The 16,781-nt window shown below is 41.7% G+C and carries 15 protein-coding genes; 1 reads left to right on the plus strand and 14 read right to left on the minus strand.

Annotated elements, in window-relative coordinates; genetic code table 11:
- Positions 1–73: 73 nt before the first annotated feature.
- The 11 genes from VTAP4600_RS22410 to VTAP4600_RS22460 form a co-directional block, all read right to left on the minus strand.
- Entirely contained in the window at positions 74–748 is a 675-nt protein-coding gene (locus tag VTAP4600_RS22410; protein ID WP_102524947.1) for a hypothetical protein, read from the minus strand.
- A 7-nt stretch (positions 749–755) separates the two neighbouring features.
- Positions 756–1,508: a WecB/TagA/CpsF family glycosyltransferase gene (locus tag VTAP4600_RS22415; protein WP_102524948.1), complete on the minus strand. Its 753-nt coding sequence runs from the start codon at positions 1,506–1,508 to the stop codon at positions 756–758.
- Positions 1,505–2,536, minus strand: coding sequence for a glycosyltransferase family 2 protein (locus VTAP4600_RS22420; RefSeq protein WP_172443208.1), 1,032 nt, complete (start codon positions 2,534–2,536; stop codon positions 1,505–1,507). The genes VTAP4600_RS22415 and VTAP4600_RS22420 overlap by 4 nt, the downstream gene beginning before the upstream one ends.
- A gap of 146 nt (positions 2,537–2,682) precedes the next feature.
- Positions 2,683–3,891, minus strand: a complete 1,209-nt coding sequence (locus VTAP4600_RS22425) for a glycosyltransferase family 4 protein (protein WP_102524950.1) — start codon at positions 3,889–3,891, stop codon at positions 2,683–2,685.
- A complete protein-coding gene (locus VTAP4600_RS22430; RefSeq protein ID WP_102524951.1) occupies positions 3,888–4,841 on the minus strand; it encodes a hypothetical protein in 954 nt (317 codons plus the stop codon). The genes VTAP4600_RS22425 and VTAP4600_RS22430 overlap by 4 nt, the downstream gene beginning before the upstream one ends.
- Positions 4,842–6,092, minus strand: a complete 1,251-nt coding sequence (locus VTAP4600_RS22435; RefSeq protein WP_102524952.1) for an O-antigen ligase family protein — start codon at positions 6,090–6,092, stop codon at positions 4,842–4,844.
- A gap of 43 nt (positions 6,093–6,135) precedes the next feature.
- Positions 6,136–7,632, minus strand: a complete 1,497-nt coding sequence (locus VTAP4600_RS22440) for a lipopolysaccharide biosynthesis protein (protein ID WP_102524953.1) — start codon at positions 7,630–7,632, stop codon at positions 6,136–6,138.
- A gap of 42 nt (positions 7,633–7,674) precedes the next feature.
- A complete protein-coding gene (locus VTAP4600_RS22445; protein WP_102524954.1) occupies positions 7,675–9,870 on the minus strand; it encodes a GumC family protein in 2,196 nt (731 codons plus the stop codon).
- Positions 9,871–9,901: 31 nt separating this feature from the next.
- The gene (locus VTAP4600_RS22450) at positions 9,902–10,393 is read right to left on the minus strand and encodes a polysaccharide biosynthesis/export family protein (protein WP_231897938.1); all 492 of its coding nucleotides are present in this window, start codon (positions 10,391–10,393) and stop codon (positions 9,902–9,904) included.
- Between the two features lie 53 nt (positions 10,394–10,446).
- On the minus strand, positions 10,447–11,679 hold the full coding sequence (locus VTAP4600_RS22455) for an outer membrane beta-barrel protein (protein ID WP_102524956.1): 1,233 nt from the start codon (positions 11,677–11,679) through the stop codon (positions 10,447–10,449).
- Positions 11,680–11,689: 10 nt separating this feature from the next.
- Positions 11,690–13,081, minus strand: a complete 1,392-nt coding sequence (locus VTAP4600_RS22460; RefSeq protein ID WP_102524957.1) for an undecaprenyl-phosphate glucose phosphotransferase — start codon at positions 13,079–13,081, stop codon at positions 11,690–11,692.
- Between the two features lie 725 nt (positions 13,082–13,806).
- Here VTAP4600_RS22460 and VTAP4600_RS22465 point away from each other — a divergent pair.
- Positions 13,807–14,496 carry a pseudouridine synthase gene (locus tag VTAP4600_RS22465; protein ID WP_102524958.1) on the plus strand — a complete coding sequence of 230 codons (690 nt, stop codon included), beginning with the start codon at positions 13,807–13,809 and terminating at the stop codon, positions 14,494–14,496.
- A 52-nt stretch (positions 14,497–14,548) separates the two neighbouring features.
- Here the strand turns inward: VTAP4600_RS22465 and VTAP4600_RS22470 are convergent, their stop codons facing one another.
- From VTAP4600_RS22470 to exbB, 3 genes are read right to left on the minus strand one after another with little or no spacing between them, the layout of a single operon-like run.
- On the minus strand, positions 14,549–15,457 hold the full coding sequence (locus VTAP4600_RS22470) for an energy transducer TonB (protein ID WP_102524959.1): 909 nt from the start codon (positions 15,455–15,457) through the stop codon (positions 14,549–14,551).
- Positions 15,454–15,885 carry a biopolymer transporter ExbD gene (locus VTAP4600_RS22475; RefSeq protein ID WP_102524960.1) on the minus strand — a complete coding sequence of 144 codons (432 nt, stop codon included), beginning with the start codon at positions 15,883–15,885 and terminating at the stop codon, positions 15,454–15,456. Before VTAP4600_RS22475 ends, VTAP4600_RS22470 begins: the two co-directional genes overlap by 4 nt.
- A gap of 53 nt (positions 15,886–15,938) precedes the next feature.
- The gene (gene exbB / locus VTAP4600_RS22480; protein ID WP_269459951.1) at positions 15,939–16,754 is read right to left on the minus strand and encodes a tonB-system energizer ExbB; all 816 of its coding nucleotides are present in this window, start codon (positions 16,752–16,754) and stop codon (positions 15,939–15,941) included.
- Between the last annotated feature and the right edge of the window lie 27 nt (positions 16,755–16,781).

A 16,781-nucleotide genomic window follows, 5' to 3' on the forward strand; every position in this document is an offset into this window, starting at 1 on the left:
CATTGAGGAAGTATTTGCGAAGAGAACGCAAATTAGCTGTGTTCGTTTACTTAATAAATCGATATAGCGAATGTTATTGGCAAGAGGTGACCTGGATATTGTTGAATTTAAATAGGTTACACATTCGTTGAGCCGCCGGACTGTATTGGATCATATGATTGAGTTGAGACTTGTGCCGGTAGTTTTTATTAAACTTAAGTAACTGTATGGCGAGAGCAGCACGAGATTGTGGAAGGAGACTCTCCCAGCGCTCAAATCCATATTTTATCTGCATTAACTGTACTTTTGGATGCACAGGCCCATATTTAGCGGCCAAATCGATTTGTTGTTCGATCTCTTTATGGGGCGATTTTTCTAAGATGAGAATCTTGGCTTTCTCTACGTAAGTAATCGGCCAAGTTGGACGTCTTTGTGTGCTTTGTTCCAGCAACCAATTGCTTTCGATTACAGCCCCTACGCCTAAACTGAAGTTATTCCACTGTTGAAGTAAATGAATTAATTCATAGTGGTGAGCAGAACTTGGTTTGGAGTCAATCAGTTGTTGTGCCAAGACGTTTGCATTACTTAGAGCGTCATGGTGCTGGCTAGAGTTCATGTCATTTATTGTATTGAGGCTAGTTGAAATAGCATTAGCATAGAGTGATGCTGAGAACTGTTCATAGGCTGTATACCATGTCATGGTAGCAATAACAGTAATGAGCGAGACGCCAGTGATATTGGCGAACTTGTATCGAATAAAACTGAACATAACGTGATTACTTGTTTGTGGGAAAATTACGGCGTAACGCTGCAATGAACAAGTGTGAAAAAAACACCGGAATGCCAATCACGTATCGGTTAAACATACGCTTAGGTTCGACAAATAAACGGTAAAGCCACTCCATTCCATTTTCGCGCATAAATTTTGGTGCTCTGGATGTTTTCCCTGCTTGGAAGTCAATGATCGCACCGCCGCAGATGACGAGTGTGGCGGTTGTTTCATTTTCAACAATCAGTCTGGCGACTTTCTCTTGTTTCGGCATCCCCATGGCGAGTAATACGACTTTTAGAGACTCAGGGCAGGCGTTGTCTTGATAATGTGTTAAGTATTCTTGGTTGTCTTTGAAACCGTCTAACAGCGTCACTTTCTGGTTAGGTAATAGCTTTTCTGTTCCTTTTGATAACCAGGGTTCTTGTGTACCGTAAACAAAAAATTGAGTTTGTTTGTTTAAGTTCAACGCTGACGTCATTATTTGAGGGATCAGATCGGTGCCATTTAGGTTTGCTTTTGGCTGGAACCCTGTCATTAAGCTAGCGATTTTTATTCCGATACCATCTCTAAGTAAGTAGGATAGAGCGGAAAAGTCATTAAATAGCTGGTGGTTATCGATGATTAAGTTAAAACCATATTGGTTCAAAAATCCGAGAGAAATCGGCTTATTTGTTCTAAGAAGTTGTTGTATGAATCTACTCACATGATCATTTTCTAGATAATGAACTTGTCCTAAAATGTTATTTACCGTCATCATTGCTCTCCGCGGTCTGTTTTAATCCACTCTTTTTGACGTTTGTAGATGAAGCTTTTGTATAGGCTGAGCTTACTGAATACAAAGCCAAACAATTCCCCTGCGTCTTTACTGGAAATGATCGCTCGGCCATGTGAGTACCAACAGATGAAAAGCCCGACTAGCATTAGGCTGAAAGAGAGTGCGCATAGATAAAAAGGGGCGTAGTGACCTGCTAATGATATTATGGCGGTAAGTACGCAACTAGCACAAACAATCAGCAACCAAAGTACAGTGGGCGGCAACATGGCATCGAGAATTGAAAAAAAAGTGCTAATCTTCTTATTGAATAAAGTGCCGATTGCCATCTTTGAAAGTGAACGGATGGACGAGAGGTGACCGTGCTCCCATCGAGTTCGTTGGTCTTCACTCCCCTTTGTTGAGGTAGGGAAAAAGCTGGTAACTTCGGAAGAGGTATTGAGCCTGATGGATTCGTTGGTTGCCGTTAATTTCAGCCCCAGCTCTAAGTCTTCTACAATGCTGCCCGAAGCGAATGAAACCTGCTTGAATACGCGGCTAGGAAACGCCATACCCGAACCCTGAAGTTGGCAATTAATACCGAGTTGAGTCAATGCATTTGCGCGAATCTGATTTTTGACCAACCATGCGAATTCGGCAACCCTTGTTTTAACACTCCCACCATCGGGCGATTTCATGAGGTAAAGAGCCTGAATGACGCTGTCAGTTTGTTGGCTTGATAACACGAGTTGCGAAAAAGATCCGGGGGAAAAATAACAATCAGCATCAAGCACGACAATCGTCGTGGGAAGGTCATCAGAAATCGCAATGAAACCCGCATCAAGGGCATAACCTTTGCCTTTATGGTGTTCATCGAATCGCTCTATGACGGTTGAACCAAGTTCTCTAGCAATGTTTGCTGTATTGTCATTGCAATTATCCGCTATAACAATCACGTCGTTGAGTGAGCCTAATTCACGCTCAAGCTTCTCTAGTGTAGCGGCGATGATCGAGGCTTCGTTATGCGCAGGCATCAATACTTTGAAGGTATTAAGGGATCCTGTTCGGAGGTTTTTTCTATTAACTAGAGAACCAAAAACTAACTGAAAACTGAATAAAAGACAGGGAATTAGAATAATCAAAAACACGAGAACTTCTAACAATATGATGATGGTTCCCATTACATATAACCTCTAAACAGTTGAGCAAGTTTAGCGGCTTCGAGCGATACGTCATGAGAAGCAGCAACAGAAGAATAAGCGTTTTCTACCATTGCTTCTAGTTGGCCTTGAGGCATATTGGAAAAGTCGATAATGGCGTTAGCTATCGCGTTTACATCGCCTGCAGGAAAGAGTATGCCGTTGTGGTTATGAGTGATGAGCTCTGGAATACCAGCAATATAGGTGGTAAGTACTGGTCGCCCGATAGCCATGGCTTCCATGATGGCAACAGGCAATCCTTCGGCAAAACTGGGCAAAATCATAGCGTCAGACTCCAGCAGATGTTGTTTCACTTGTTCAGAGCTTATCCAGCCAGTAATGGTCACATGATTTTGTAATTGATTGGCTTGAACGTATCGTTCTACTTCCGGGCGCATGTCACCATCACCAGCAAGTATCAGTGAAATATGACTGCCATTATCAATGGCTTGCTTTAGGCCTTTTAATAACAGTAATTGGCCTTTTTGTTCACAAAGGCGCCCGATACACAAGAGTGTTCTATGATCGTTACTTTGTTTTATGCTAGGTGAACCTTGAAGGAAGTTGTCATCTAGGCCACAGCGAACGATTTGGATTTTTTCCCAGTCTGAAAATTCGGCCCAACGGAACAATTGTGAACGGCCAAATGAAGTTATAACCGCAACAAAACTCGCGTGTTTGATCTTTTCTTTTAGGTGTAAACTTAACGGTTTGTCGTACTCTTCTGGGCCATGTACGGTAAAGCTATAAGGTATGCCAGTCAGGATCTTAGCGAGCATGACCACCTCTGTAGAATTAGTTCCGAAATGTGCATGTACGTGTTGACTGTTTTCTGCTTGTGTCAGTTCAGCTAACTTACACGCTTCGATCAAGTAGATAAGGTGGTAAACGAAATTTCGTTCCGACATATAAACCATCTTCATCGCAAGTTTTGTAGCCTGAAATAGGTTTTTAGGGGACTTTTTTAATTGCGTTAACAGACTAGGAAGCAAAGATAATACGCCGCTCTTGAGAAGAAACGTGGTTTTCGTTTGTTCCTTTTTATCGGTTGAATCGACAATATCTGAGTCCCAACCTCGAAGTGACACCCTTTGAACCTCAATGCCTAGATTTTCAAGAGCTAAAATCTCGCGCCTGACGAAAGTGTGGCTGACGTGGGGGTATTGATTGATGAAATACGTTACTTTCATTTTAATGCCTTATTGAGTTGGGCTGAACACTGCTCTTTCAAAGCGGTACGCTTTTTCCATAATTGAGTAACAATAATTCCTACGATAAAAGCGAACACGACATTAACGATAGCGGGACTATTAAAAGGCAATTTTTTCATTAAAGAAAAACTCTGGAAGTGCGTCAGATAAATAAATAGAGATGACATTGCTGTTAGCGTGATTATCGGAATAATCGCCTTCGGAAGAACGATGGTGCGCAGCCAGATAGTGACGATGCTAGTAACAAGAAGAAAAGCAACGTTTTGGTTGAAGTCGAAGATGAAGAACTCGAGACTAATAAAAGATAAAGCCATCGTTGACAGTATTTTTTTATTTCTACTTGTACTCAGAGCGACCAGTGCGCCCCCTAGAAATACGTACATCATAAGGTGGGGCAGGCGATTGAGTAGATCAGAAGTATCCCAAAGGATTCTGCAAACTATCGATATAGCAAAGAAAGCGCAATACAAAACAAACATTGAGCTATAAGGATTGAATTTAAACCAGTAGTAGAAACGATTGGTATAGAAAATAAGTCCAAATATTAAGAGTATTTGCAATAGTATTTCGATGAACCAGAAACTGAGTCCTTCACCGTACATTGGTGCAATAAAATTGGAGATCATCAAAAGGCTAGCAGGATAAAATTGACCCAAATATACGAATAAAAAGCAAGTGTATAGAAATGTAGGGATAACTATTTTTTTGATATACCCAAAATAGACCTCTGTAAATACTTGGGAGTTAAAGGTCGAACGGCTAAGTGCTTTGTATTCTATTTTAGGCATTGTAAAGAGAACAAAATTAAACCCTGACAAAAATATCAGGTAAAGTGAGCCTCCAGGTAAGTTAAGAAACTCCAGATGCCCAGCCACAATAGCAAATATTGATAATGAGCGAAGAAATACAGAAAAATCCATATTGGCCATTTAGTTGTAACCCCGAACGTTTGATGATGTTTTTCTGTTTTTATTAGATATGGGTGGATTAGAGAAATAGAAGAAACCCATAACCAACCAGAAATACCAGTTATATGATAAGTAAAATAAAATATTATCAGAGTAGCCGACAACCAAGTACGATGTAGCAAGGCCAATAATGATGGTCGCCCCTTGTTTGTCGTCGTGGAAGTAGGCGAATAGACGTCTAAATATAGCGATGAAAATGATGAGGTAACCAGCCAGACCCAAAAAACCCATGTCGAATACGAGCTGAACGTAGGTATTGTGCGCATCAAATCCTCTGGATTCTTCCAGTGGGAAAAAATCGAGAAAATAATAGGAGAACGTATCATAGCCATGACCAAATAGCGGTTTGGCTAATATGTAATCCCATGAGGCCGCCCAGACAACCAGCCGCCAAGCATAAGAGTTGAGTGCTTCGCCGTCTTCAAGGCTTTCTATTGAGGTACCGCTAGTAAAAACATCCATTACTCGTTCTTGAACTGCTGGCACCATTAAAGCAACGAAAACCGCAGCGGTAAGATAATAGAGGTATCTACGTTCTGACAGAATGCCGTAAACGGCAATCACGATAGTAAATGCTCCCCACGCGCTACGAGTTTTAGTTAGGATTAGAAAAACCAGCGCGACAACAAACACCAGTTTCGATATTAAGATAAGCCCGTGATCAAATTGCAGTGTTTTTTGCTTGTTGACAAAAAAGCAGAGGCTAGCAATTAACACTAAATAGAAAGCATAAATATTAGGATGTGAGAAGCTACCAAATAAACGGAATCCATCTTTTGTTGTACTCGCTGAGGGATTTAGAAATTCGACAAACGTAAAAGTAAACTGAATGATTGATGATAATATGACGAGTTTGATCACGTAGACTAAGTCTTGTTTGCTTTTTATAAAATATGCAGATAGGCAAAATACCGACATATAAGTCAATACACCAAAAAAAGTACGTAAAGATCGAACTTTGTCTGGTGAACTGATGATAGATACTAGCCCTATGATGATAAATACTCCCCAGACAGAAACAAACGCTCTAGGAATCACCATGCGATTTTTAGCGCAGACATATAGGAAATATGCCACCATCATCAGGTTTAATACCGCTCCGAGTCCAATGCCTCCGACTTTTGTCAAATGCAACACTGGGTCCATTGATGCGCGAAATAGCAGTACATAAAACAGCACTGCAGACAGTTGATAGAGAGTTGAGTTACGCACTAAGTCATATCCTTAGTTGTGGTATTGTAAATATTCCCAATTCTCATGATTCAATCTGCCTCATTTCTTGAGTTGAACTAACCAGAACGCGATAGGCTATAACGAGAACCGCGACAACCAGAGTGATTTCAAGGGCAATGAAATTGACGATATACGGCACATGAGTGGCGCTTAATAGCCAGTTTGAGCATAAGTCAAAGGCTTGAAATACGAGCCAAACTAATAGGGTGGGAGCGGCTAGGCACAAGTAGTAACTTGATAGTGACAGACTAAGTTGCTTTGCCATAATCCATGGTACATACATAGCCCAAATCACCGTATGGGCACAAAGCAATGCGTAAGCGGCGCCTATGTTTCCGTATAGGTTCATTAGTATGGGCATCAAAACTAAAGTCAGAACCAGCTCCCCGATGGAGATGTAAGACATGATCTGATACTTATCCTTGGCAATCAGCATTGATGTGCAGGGCCCTTGCATGTTCACTAAACAAAAGCCAATCGCCAATAGTTGCAGCGACTCGATAGTGATCGGCGGATATTCTCCCAACCACACCCCCAAAAACCACTCAGAATGTTGAAAAATATTGAACAGAATGAGCGCTGATATCGACGAGGTAACCAGGAGACTAACTTTAAACTTGAGTATCACCTCTTGCTGTCTTTGATGAATAAATCGGCTGAAGTAGGGAGTCAGCAAGTAGTTGATCGACGATGTGATTTCAACGTAGATTTCCATCAGGCGTCCGACAATCCTCCAGGTGACCGCGGCACTGGGACCCAAGAGCGCACCAGAAAATAAGACGGCGCTGTTGTTCCGTACATAAAAAGCCATTTGCATGAAGAAATAACGGCTGGCTCGATGAGATATGTATATAGCCGCTTTTTTAGACAGGCTTTCAAGTGAGAGTAGCTCGCGAATTCCATTTTCGTAGGAATAAATGGCTCGACATAACAGTTCAAATAGCGCTGAACAAACAAATATGACAGCGATCATTTCAAGGCTTAGTTCGTAATGGATACTGGTCAAAACCGCTATCATGCGCATGATATTGGTCATCAGTCGTACAGCGTTGATAAACCTCATGTGGAACTTGGCAATAAGAAAGGCCTGAATTGCGCCGCTTATAAAATTAAGTGTGAAATTGAGTGACAATAAAAGGCAGACATAAAACAGTGAGTTATCTTTCATCTCGAACGAAAGAGCTTGATTGCTACTTGTATAAAGGGAAGCTCCCAGTACCGATGATATAAAAAATAGAGCCGAGACCGAGCAGATCATTACGTAACAAGTCGTCACTACGGATTTTTGTGAAACACCATCAAGATCATTTGACTGAGATACAACCCGGGAGATTAAGCCTCCGAGCCCGAATTCAAAGAGCGCTATGTGGGCGAGCATTGCCATCATCATCGACCAGAGACCGAAGTCTTGTGCACCGAAGTAGATCAGCATTTCTCGGAAAAGGTACAAGCCGAGCACGAGCTGAATCAATATATTCAGAATATTGAGTAACGCACCATTAAATAATTTAGCAAGCAAGGTAGGATCTCCAAATGTCCATTTATCAAACCGCTGCGATGGTTAGCTAGCGTATGCGTAATAAGCACTGTTATATTCATGCTTAAGGACTTTTGGCTTTACTTGATTGAGTATGACGCCATCAATAGCGATGCCATGTTTACTGACTAAATTTATGGCCATTTTATATTGATGCTCGGTTGTTGAATTTGCCTTTAAAACAAATAGAAGGCTGCCTGCTAAGCCACCAATAATTAGTGTGTCGTTAATGGGTAGCGTAGGAGGTGTATCAATAATGATCCGATCGTATTGTTGTTCAAGTTGGCTGATCAGCTGGTGGAACTTAGCTGAGCTTAACGCTTCTTGGGGGCTTGGTGATAACATCCCTACCGGTAATACAGCTAAAGCGCTGTCTTCTAAGCCATGGATACATTCTTCTATCGGTGTATTCATCAATAAATGGTTGTTAATGCCCATGCAATGTTCAGCAAACCCAAGCTTCTTTGCAATAGAAGGTTTTCGCATGTCACAATCAATGAGCAGCACTTTTTCAAGTTTAGAAAACGAATGTGCTAACTTTATCGCCGATGTGGATTTGCCCTCACTTGCCATTGCTGATGTCACTGCAATAATTTTACGTTGGTTACTTAACATGTTGATGTTTAATGAGGTTCTAATGGAATCAAACGACTCATTAAATAATCGTGTTTGCTGGTCTATTGCGTGATCATTACTTAAAGCGATGTTGGTTTTTTTATTTTTCATCGCAGGTATTACACCAATCGGTAGCAGGCCGAATTTCTTCTCAAAATCTGCTTGAGATTCTATGGTGTTCTTTAAAACATCGAGTAAAGCAACGACGAAGCAGGCAAAGACGATACTCATAACCATTGCAATGGCGACGATTAACTTTTTCTTAGGTTTACTTGGATGCTCGGGAATGAGCGCGAAATCTGAAAACGTTGTGTTGGTCGATGAGAAGTCACTGGTCGCCGACGTTTCTTTTTGGCGGGTTAAAAATAGATCGTACAGGTTTGCATTGGTATTGACCTCTCGTTTGAGCGCATCATATTCACCTTTTACGACAGCCAAACCTTGAAATTCCCCTTTTTTTGCATTTAATTCATCTTTCAGCAATTTTTCCTGTTGGCGAGCGCTTTGCAGTTCTTTATTGACTCCCCTGACAAGTTTAGCGACAACCAAGCCCGCTCGCTTTTGAATGGATTCTAGTTGGGCTTTGGCTTGGATCATTTTGTCGTGCTTAGCGCCATAGCGTTTCGACAGTTCACTGACGTGTTTCTCTGCTTGGATTTCTGCTAGTCGAATATCACGTACTTGAGGATGGTTTGAGATGACAGAAATAGAGCTTAGTGTCGTTAAGTTGGCATTTTGGTTTTGTTTGAGAGCGCTATAGAGTGCTTGGCTCTGGATTCTTTGCTCAGTGACCTTAGAGAGCCTTTCGGTTAAGTTTGTCAATTCGGTACTGGTTAATGCTGAAATACCGCTATCGTCAATCAGTTGGTTTTCATGTAAAAAATCTAACAGTGCTTGCTCAGATCTCTCCAGTTTCGTTTTTAGTTCGTTTACTCTGGTATTAATCCAGTCTGTCGCTTGGTGAGTTGCGGACAGTTTTGAATCCATATTGACTTCGATATACGCATAGCCAACTTGATTGGCTATGTTCGCTGCAAGAATGGGATCGTTTGACTCGAAATGAATTTTGACGAGCTGAGTTTTTTTAATGGGTTCTATAGTGAGTTTTTCTTTGAAAATCTGTAGTGCATTTCGTTGATCTACCGTGTGTTGCTGAGCATTTGTCAAAACCTTAATTTCAGGAGCGTAAGGTTTTAGTAGGGGTAACGAGTAAAGCTTGTTTTTCAATTGTTCTGATAACGTCGGTTCTAATTCAAGTGAAGGATTAAATTCAACCAGTTGTGTTAGCGCCAAATCTTCAATCACTCTCTGTGCGACGCGATTAGATTTCAATATTTCAAACTGCGTTTGATAATACTCTTTTGCGCGGGAGTCTATGCCCACAACCTGTTCAATGGAAACGGCTTTTCTCTGTGATGCTTCGATTAAAAGAGTCGCGGTAGCTTGATAAGTTGGGGTAATTGAAAATGAAATCAAAACAGATATTGCTGTGCATAACAGAGTGAATGTTGCTATTGAAAACCATCGATCTTTAAAGGTTTTGAGGTAGTGCCCAAAGTCGATGAGTGGCTCTATGTGTTGGAAATTGCGGGCTTCAGGTATCATAAAAAGTACTTCAGTTAGTGTGGCAAGTTGTTTAAAAGAAACTTTGCTCTATTACAATGATGTCGCCGGGTAAGATAGTTTGAGTCAGAGCGTATTTATTAGCTTTATCAGCACGGCCTGATTTAGTGACATAAATTTTGTTTCTCGCTGCGCGGTCGGTAAATCCTCCGGCTAGCGCAATGGCTTTATCTACGGTTAATCCCGGTTGGTATTCATAAGCACCTGGCTGTTTGACTTCACCATTAACATAGATACTTCGAAACTCCGTGACACTGACGCGCACTTTTGGGGCGATGAGATAATCACCTTTTAGACCAATAGAAATTTCATTTTTTAGCTGTTCAGGGGTTTTATTTAGGGCCGATAATCGGCCCAAATATGGATAGTCAAATCGACCACTAGTGTTGATGTTTAGTTCGTCTATCGACAGGTCTGGTTCGCCGTAGACGGATATTTCAATCTTGTCTCCGGCGCCTAGCCGGTAAGTGTTGTCGATTGAATCAGCGTATGCGACATTGAGCATTCTTATCAGTATAAGGAGCGGTATTAAAAAATGAGACCTAATCATAAATTCAACTAAAATAATAAGTTAGCGGAAATAGAGAACACATTTTGATCATATGTGTTTGCTTCGCGTGTGGAGTTTTTGTCTACTAAGTTCCAACTCGCTGCTAGCTCTACGGTGTCGGTTAATTCATAACCAAGTGAAAATCTGGAATCAAGAATTCGATCGGTTTGAGAATCACCACTGTACTCATCTCGTATAAATTCGGATCTGACATAGCTATATATCTGCTCTTGCCAGTAGTGTTTCCAAGCTACGTTAAGTAAGTGGGTTTTAATATCGACAAAGCTTTGATCTGAATCTTGAGTTCTTTGAGATGCGGAAAGCTCAACCGTAGAATGTTTTACTGGCTTCCACTCGAGCTCTAGATCCCAACTGAATCCGCCGAAGCTGTCTTTATTTGAATCTGAATAGCTTTTGTGTTGTTTACCAAGCCTCACTTTACCTGTTGTCTTTCCTGTCATATCCCATGTTGCACCGAGGTAATAGTAGCTATCGATATAGTCTTGTGACTGCAGAGTATTGGGGTTATTCCAATCATATTTTCGGCGATTATGGTCGACTTGAACCAACAGTTGGGTAGCAGGTAGATATTGATAGTAGAATGCCAAATCCGCACCATATTGGGCGTAGTCTTTGAATCGGGCGCTGACATTTGCTCCGCCAATATTCGTGAGCTCTCGGTAGTTTTTATAAGTCAGACTTTCGAAGTCCAAGGTAAGCTCGACGCGTCCCTTAGCATTGTCTGAACCGTAGACATAGGTGGTATTTGCATCGTGGCGATCATACTTGACAGGTTCTTTGATTGCCGACGAAATGTCGTCTCCGGCGGAAACACCGGTACCACGAGATTCATGTTGATTGCTAAATGTGTAATTGAGCCCTAACCCATGCCTGTTATTGACTCGAACAAAATTGTTGGTAGCAAAATAATGATCAAGGTAGTTATCATCATTACTATTCGTGTAATAGCCGTTTTCAATAATATAGGTGGCTGAATAGCTGTTGCCTCCACGGTCAGATTTAATCTCGACACCTGGTGCAGCGGTAATGATAGAAGATGATTCTGCGTCTAGCGCGTTAGAATATCTTCCGAGGTTGTCGTCATAGCTAAACGCAACTTCTAACAGTGGAAGAATGTTAATTCCAGACTCTGTGATATAGCCTCGTTCTTCAGCATGAACGGTTGTTGTCGTGAGTAACGCAACGCTTATCGCTATCTGTGTTTTTTTTAAAGCCGTCATCTTGTATCCCTCAGTAAGCAGTTTTGCCTACGAATCCTTTAAAAGCAGTTAGAAAGATTATTTTTATGTCTAGCGTGGTTGACCATGTGTTGATGTATTTAAGATCATATTCGACACGTTTTTCCATTTTCTCTAATGTGTCTGTTTCTCCGCGATAGCCGTTGATTTGAGCAAGCCCCGTAATTCCTGGTTTCACTTTGTGACGTAACATGTAGCGGTCAACGATTGAACGGTATTCTTCGTTGTGAGCCACAGCGTGAGGTCTTGGGCCAACGATCGACATCGATCCTTGCAGCACGTTAAAGAATTGAGGTAGTTCATCCAATGAGGTTCTACGGATGAAGGCACCACAAGGGGTGACTCTTGGGTCGTTTTTGGTGGCTTGTTTCACGACAGAGCCGTTTTCCATGCTTCGCATTGACCGAAATTTCCATACCTCTATTTTCCTGCCATCGAGGCCGTAACGAATTTGCTTGAAAATAATAGGCCCCGGAGAGGAAAGCTTGACGCCGAGTCCAACGGTTAATAGCACAGGGGAAATCAGAATCAATATTAACGTCGATGCAATAATATCTTGAGCGCGCTTTATCCACGTTGAAAATCCATAGAATGGGGTGTCGTGAACACTTAATGTTGGGATATTACCGATGGTAGAGAATCGAGATTGAATTAAGTTGTAGACGAAAAAGTCAGGAATGAGATAGGTATTTGCTGTGGTATCTGAGAACTGTTTTAAATATTCTACATTTCTTATTTCTGCCTTCATTGGTAAAGCAACATAGACTTGATCAACCTTATTGGCTTTGGTCAAATCCAAACCATCTTGAACTGGGCCCTTAAAGGAGCAGCTTAATGAATCGATATCAAGCCTCGAAGCCTTTCGGTCATCATAGAATCCGACAATATCGATACCAAGGTGTGCGTTTTTCTCAATTTGTTTTGCTAACGCAATACCGCTTTCAGTGACGCCAACTATGATCGCTTTCTGACGATTGTATCCGGCCTCTATAAGTAGTTTGGAGAATTGGTAACTGCAGACCCGCCACAAAACCATAATAATAGGGGTTAATGCGAACCAGCTTGCCGATACAATACGCGAGTACTGAATGCTAGTCTTAGAGAAAAAGCTGACAAATAGCAACAATGCCACCACAGTAGCCCAACTGGTAAAGAGCGACAGTATTTGCTCTCGGATGGAGGATGCTCTTAATGATCGATAGAGGCCAAGAGTTTCAGCCATAAACATGTAAAGAATGATGGCATAGCACGTCGCAATGAGATGGTGGTTGTATATATTTCCTTCGTATAGCTTGGCGCAAATAAGATGCGATAGAATAATAACAATAACATCGACTAGCCGATGCAGTATTGAGTGTTCAGATCCATGTAGATTTATTTTCATCTTGAATTTCCAAGTCTATAATTCAATGATTCATTTCGGTGTGTTAATGATTTAACCGCTGAGAGGAAACAGCCCCCCCACGCTACCGCCATTCGGTGTCTAGGACCAAATGGTGATGTAATTGATTGTTTTAATAATATTTACCAGTTAATAAATGCGACAATGTTGACGTAGTCATTGGTTTTATAAATTTAATAAATGTTAAGGTATGCATTTCCTTTATTTATTGAGAAATGATTCTATCTAAAGCGAATAATTAATCAAATTAGATTGTGTGATATGCATCGACTATATTTTATGTCCGTTTATTGGGCAGATCTTAGTTATGGGATTATTAATAAATAAAAATTAATATTGATTATTTTGTAGTTAGCGTCTTTATTAGACTTGAACTCTATATTTTAGTTAAAGGTCATGAAATAAATTGACATGTAATTTACTTTGTTATCGCATATTAATTATCTTCTAATTAATATAGTGTTATGTACGTATTAAGTAGTGAGAGGTTTGATGCTATCCATAGTACTTTTCGTTTCAAGAAGAGAACATTCCTTTGTTATACGTTAGATAAGCTATGGCACTGATGGTGTTGCATAAAAAATGACCGTCTGGCGCAGCCTTGTTACGTGGCTAAATGACTCTGCTTGCGTTATTACTCGCCGTTTGCTTCTTTTTGAGCGTCGGCGATAATAGCAAGCTAATGTCGGCAGAAAGTGTGGTTTTTAGTGCGCCTAGATAAGTTTATTTGTAAAAGTACCCAGCTAACCAAAGCTGAAGCCATAGAGCAGATCGTGATAGGGCATGTTGAAGTGAATGGGAATGTCGTGACGATAGAGCGATCGCAAGTACATGAAAGTAATTCGGTTACTTTGAATGGTGAACTTCTCACGCTTCGCCCATTTCGTTACTTAGTTATGAACAAGCCTGTTAATACCATTTGTTCCAATATAGATGAAGCTTACCCATCGCTATTTAATTATATCGAAGTAGAAAACAAGTCAGAGCTTCACATTGCGGGTAGGTTGGACGCGGATACTACGGGATTGGTATTGATAACAGACGATGGCGCTTGGTCATTCAATATCACAACCCCTTCTAAGCATTGTGAAAAAGTCTACCGTGTTGGCTTATCGAAACCTATAAAGGAAGATGTTGCTGCTAAGTTTAAGGTTGGAATTCAATTACAAGGCGAAGACAAACTCACAATGCCCGCTAAGTTATCGATTATTAGCCCACAAGAGGTGCTACTTACGATAACCGAGGGGAAATTCCACCAAGTCAAACGTATGTTCCAAGCCATAGGCAACCGAGTTGTTTCCCTGCACCGAGAGCAAATTGGTGATATTCACTTAGATTTAGAGTTGGGCCAATGGCGCTATCTTACCGCTGATGAAGTGCAAGCGTTTGGTAAGTAAATACGTCCTTTTAGTTCCTTCGCCTATTTATTTTCAGCACGCTGTTACGCCGTTACATCGAGAAGTTGATTGGTAATTTAAGAGTTAATTCATTATCTGGAATTATCTTGGGCGGCACGGGCAAAGGTTGGGCTCGGTAAGCTAAGTCTAGGGCTTCATTATCGAGTGATGCCGTTCCTGAACTTTTTACTAGACTCACAGCTAATACGTTGCCTTTTCTATCGAGTGTAAAGCGGATAACCGGAGAGCCTTGTTTTCGCATTCTTTTGGCTTTACGCGGGTAGCGTTTTTCACGCTCTAAATGAGCGTGCAGTACCTGTTTCCAGTTTAGTCTTGCTATTTTCCCCTGTTCACTTAGCTGTCCCGTTTGCAAGGCGCTGACTTGTCGACTTTGTTTACTCACCTCTATTGTTGGTATAGACGTCGCTTGTTTCGCGACGGATTGCACCGGGTCAGGTGTTTGATCTTCAGTTTTTTTGGGTAGGGGTTTAATTTTCTCAGCTTTTGTTTTTGGTTGCTTAGCTATTGGCTCAGGTTCTTGCTTCGGCTCTGTGGTTACTTTCTTTGGTTCTAGCTTGTCGATGGTTTTAAACTGAGAAGGTTTGTTTGCTTCAGCCGCGATCAGTTTTGGTTTTTGAACCACAATTTCTTGTTTCTCAGCTGGTGGCTCCATGGGCGTTGGAATGCGAGCAATCGTCGCTTGTTGATCTGGCTCTGGGGGAAGGTCATTGACCTTTTTATTCGGGGCCGATAAAGGGGCAACAAGGCTGACCGCGATCGGTGCGGCGGCTGGTGGTGGCTGGTAATTATGATTCGGCGTCCAAAAGTAAGCAATGGCAAAACCCACGTGCAACGCGAGACTGCTGGTCATGCCGACAAAAAACCAACGGCGGCTTCCATCGGTATTTACTTGACTCGTTCGTTGAGCAAAATGATTTTCGCGTTGATGAAAGTAACTCATGAATTGGAATCCGCAGGTTTCTCTTCGCCAACAAGGGCTATGTGTGAGTATCCGGCAGCAACCACCGTATTCATGACGGTCATTAAATCTTGGTACGTTAAGTTTTTATCTGCTCGTAGAAAAATACGTTTAGATTTGTCCATTAGCTGTGTATCTAACGCTAACGGTAGTTGGGCTAAGCTGACTTCTTTCTCTTCACCTAGGGTTAAAATCAGGCCTTGTTGCACCGTCAGATAAAAAGGCTCATCCGGTTGGGGTTGAGGCTTAGCTGAAGACGTAGGTAAATCGACGGGAACATTAACGGTTGCGAGCGGAGCTGCAACCATCACAATGATAAGAAGTACGAGCATGACATCGACTAAAGGTGTGATGTTGATGTCATGGTTTTCTACCATTTCATCACTATTGGAGTTGGGTCTGAATGCCATGAGTTATCCCGCTTTACCTAGAGTATTAGGCTTTCGATCTAAATCTCTGCTTACTAAAACCAATAATGCCGCATTAATGTCGGCCAAATAGGCCCGATAGCGGTTGCCAGCAAGGCTTCGGCTATCCCAGGGGCGACAACGTCTAACGTGGTCGATTGAGTTTTAGCAATGCCAATAAAAGCATTCATGATCCCCCAAACGGTACCGAACAGGCCAACAAATGGGCCAACGGAACCTATGGTTGCCAAGATGCCCGTCCCGGAAGTCATTTTGCTGTTGAGAGACGCTTGTGTTCTTTCTAAGCTGATCTGAACTCGTTCTTTGATGCCATCATTGCTAGCAGCCCCCATCGCTGAAAGTTCTAACTCGTGTAACGCCGAGTCGATTAAAGCCAAACCGCCGCCCTTTTTATCGAAACTACGCTGTTTTCCTTCTTTTAGATTCTCAGAAGCAATCAGTTCTCTTAATAATCTGGCCGCGTGCTTGCAAGCAAGAGAGAATTGAATCTGCTTAGAAACAAACAATGCCCAAGAAAGAACGGAAGCGAGCAGCAATAAAATCATCACAGACTTTACGACCCAATCAGCCGCGTGATACATCCCCATTGGTGTCATGTCGTGTTGGACTTTGCTAGCCGTTTTAATTGGGCGCTGTTGCTGTTGCTGTTGCTCTTGTCCTAGAGCATTAAGCGCAGCGGTTGGCTTGACCGTGTTATCGGCGGTATGGATTTTTTCTGAAACGACAGAGGGAACAGCAGAACTGCGAGCAGTCAGGGTATTATTATCTAGGTTAACGTTCTGATCGAGTGCATAGGCACTGCCGACGAGAGCGAGCCAAACAAGCAGTGTTTTTGGGAATAAAGTCATCATTGAAATTTCGATTTATGGGAAAACATA

Source organism: Vibrio tapetis subsp. tapetis (genome assembly GCF_900233005.1).
In the GTDB taxonomy this organism is placed as follows: domain Bacteria; phylum Pseudomonadota; class Gammaproteobacteria; order Enterobacterales; family Vibrionaceae; genus Vibrio; species Vibrio tapetis.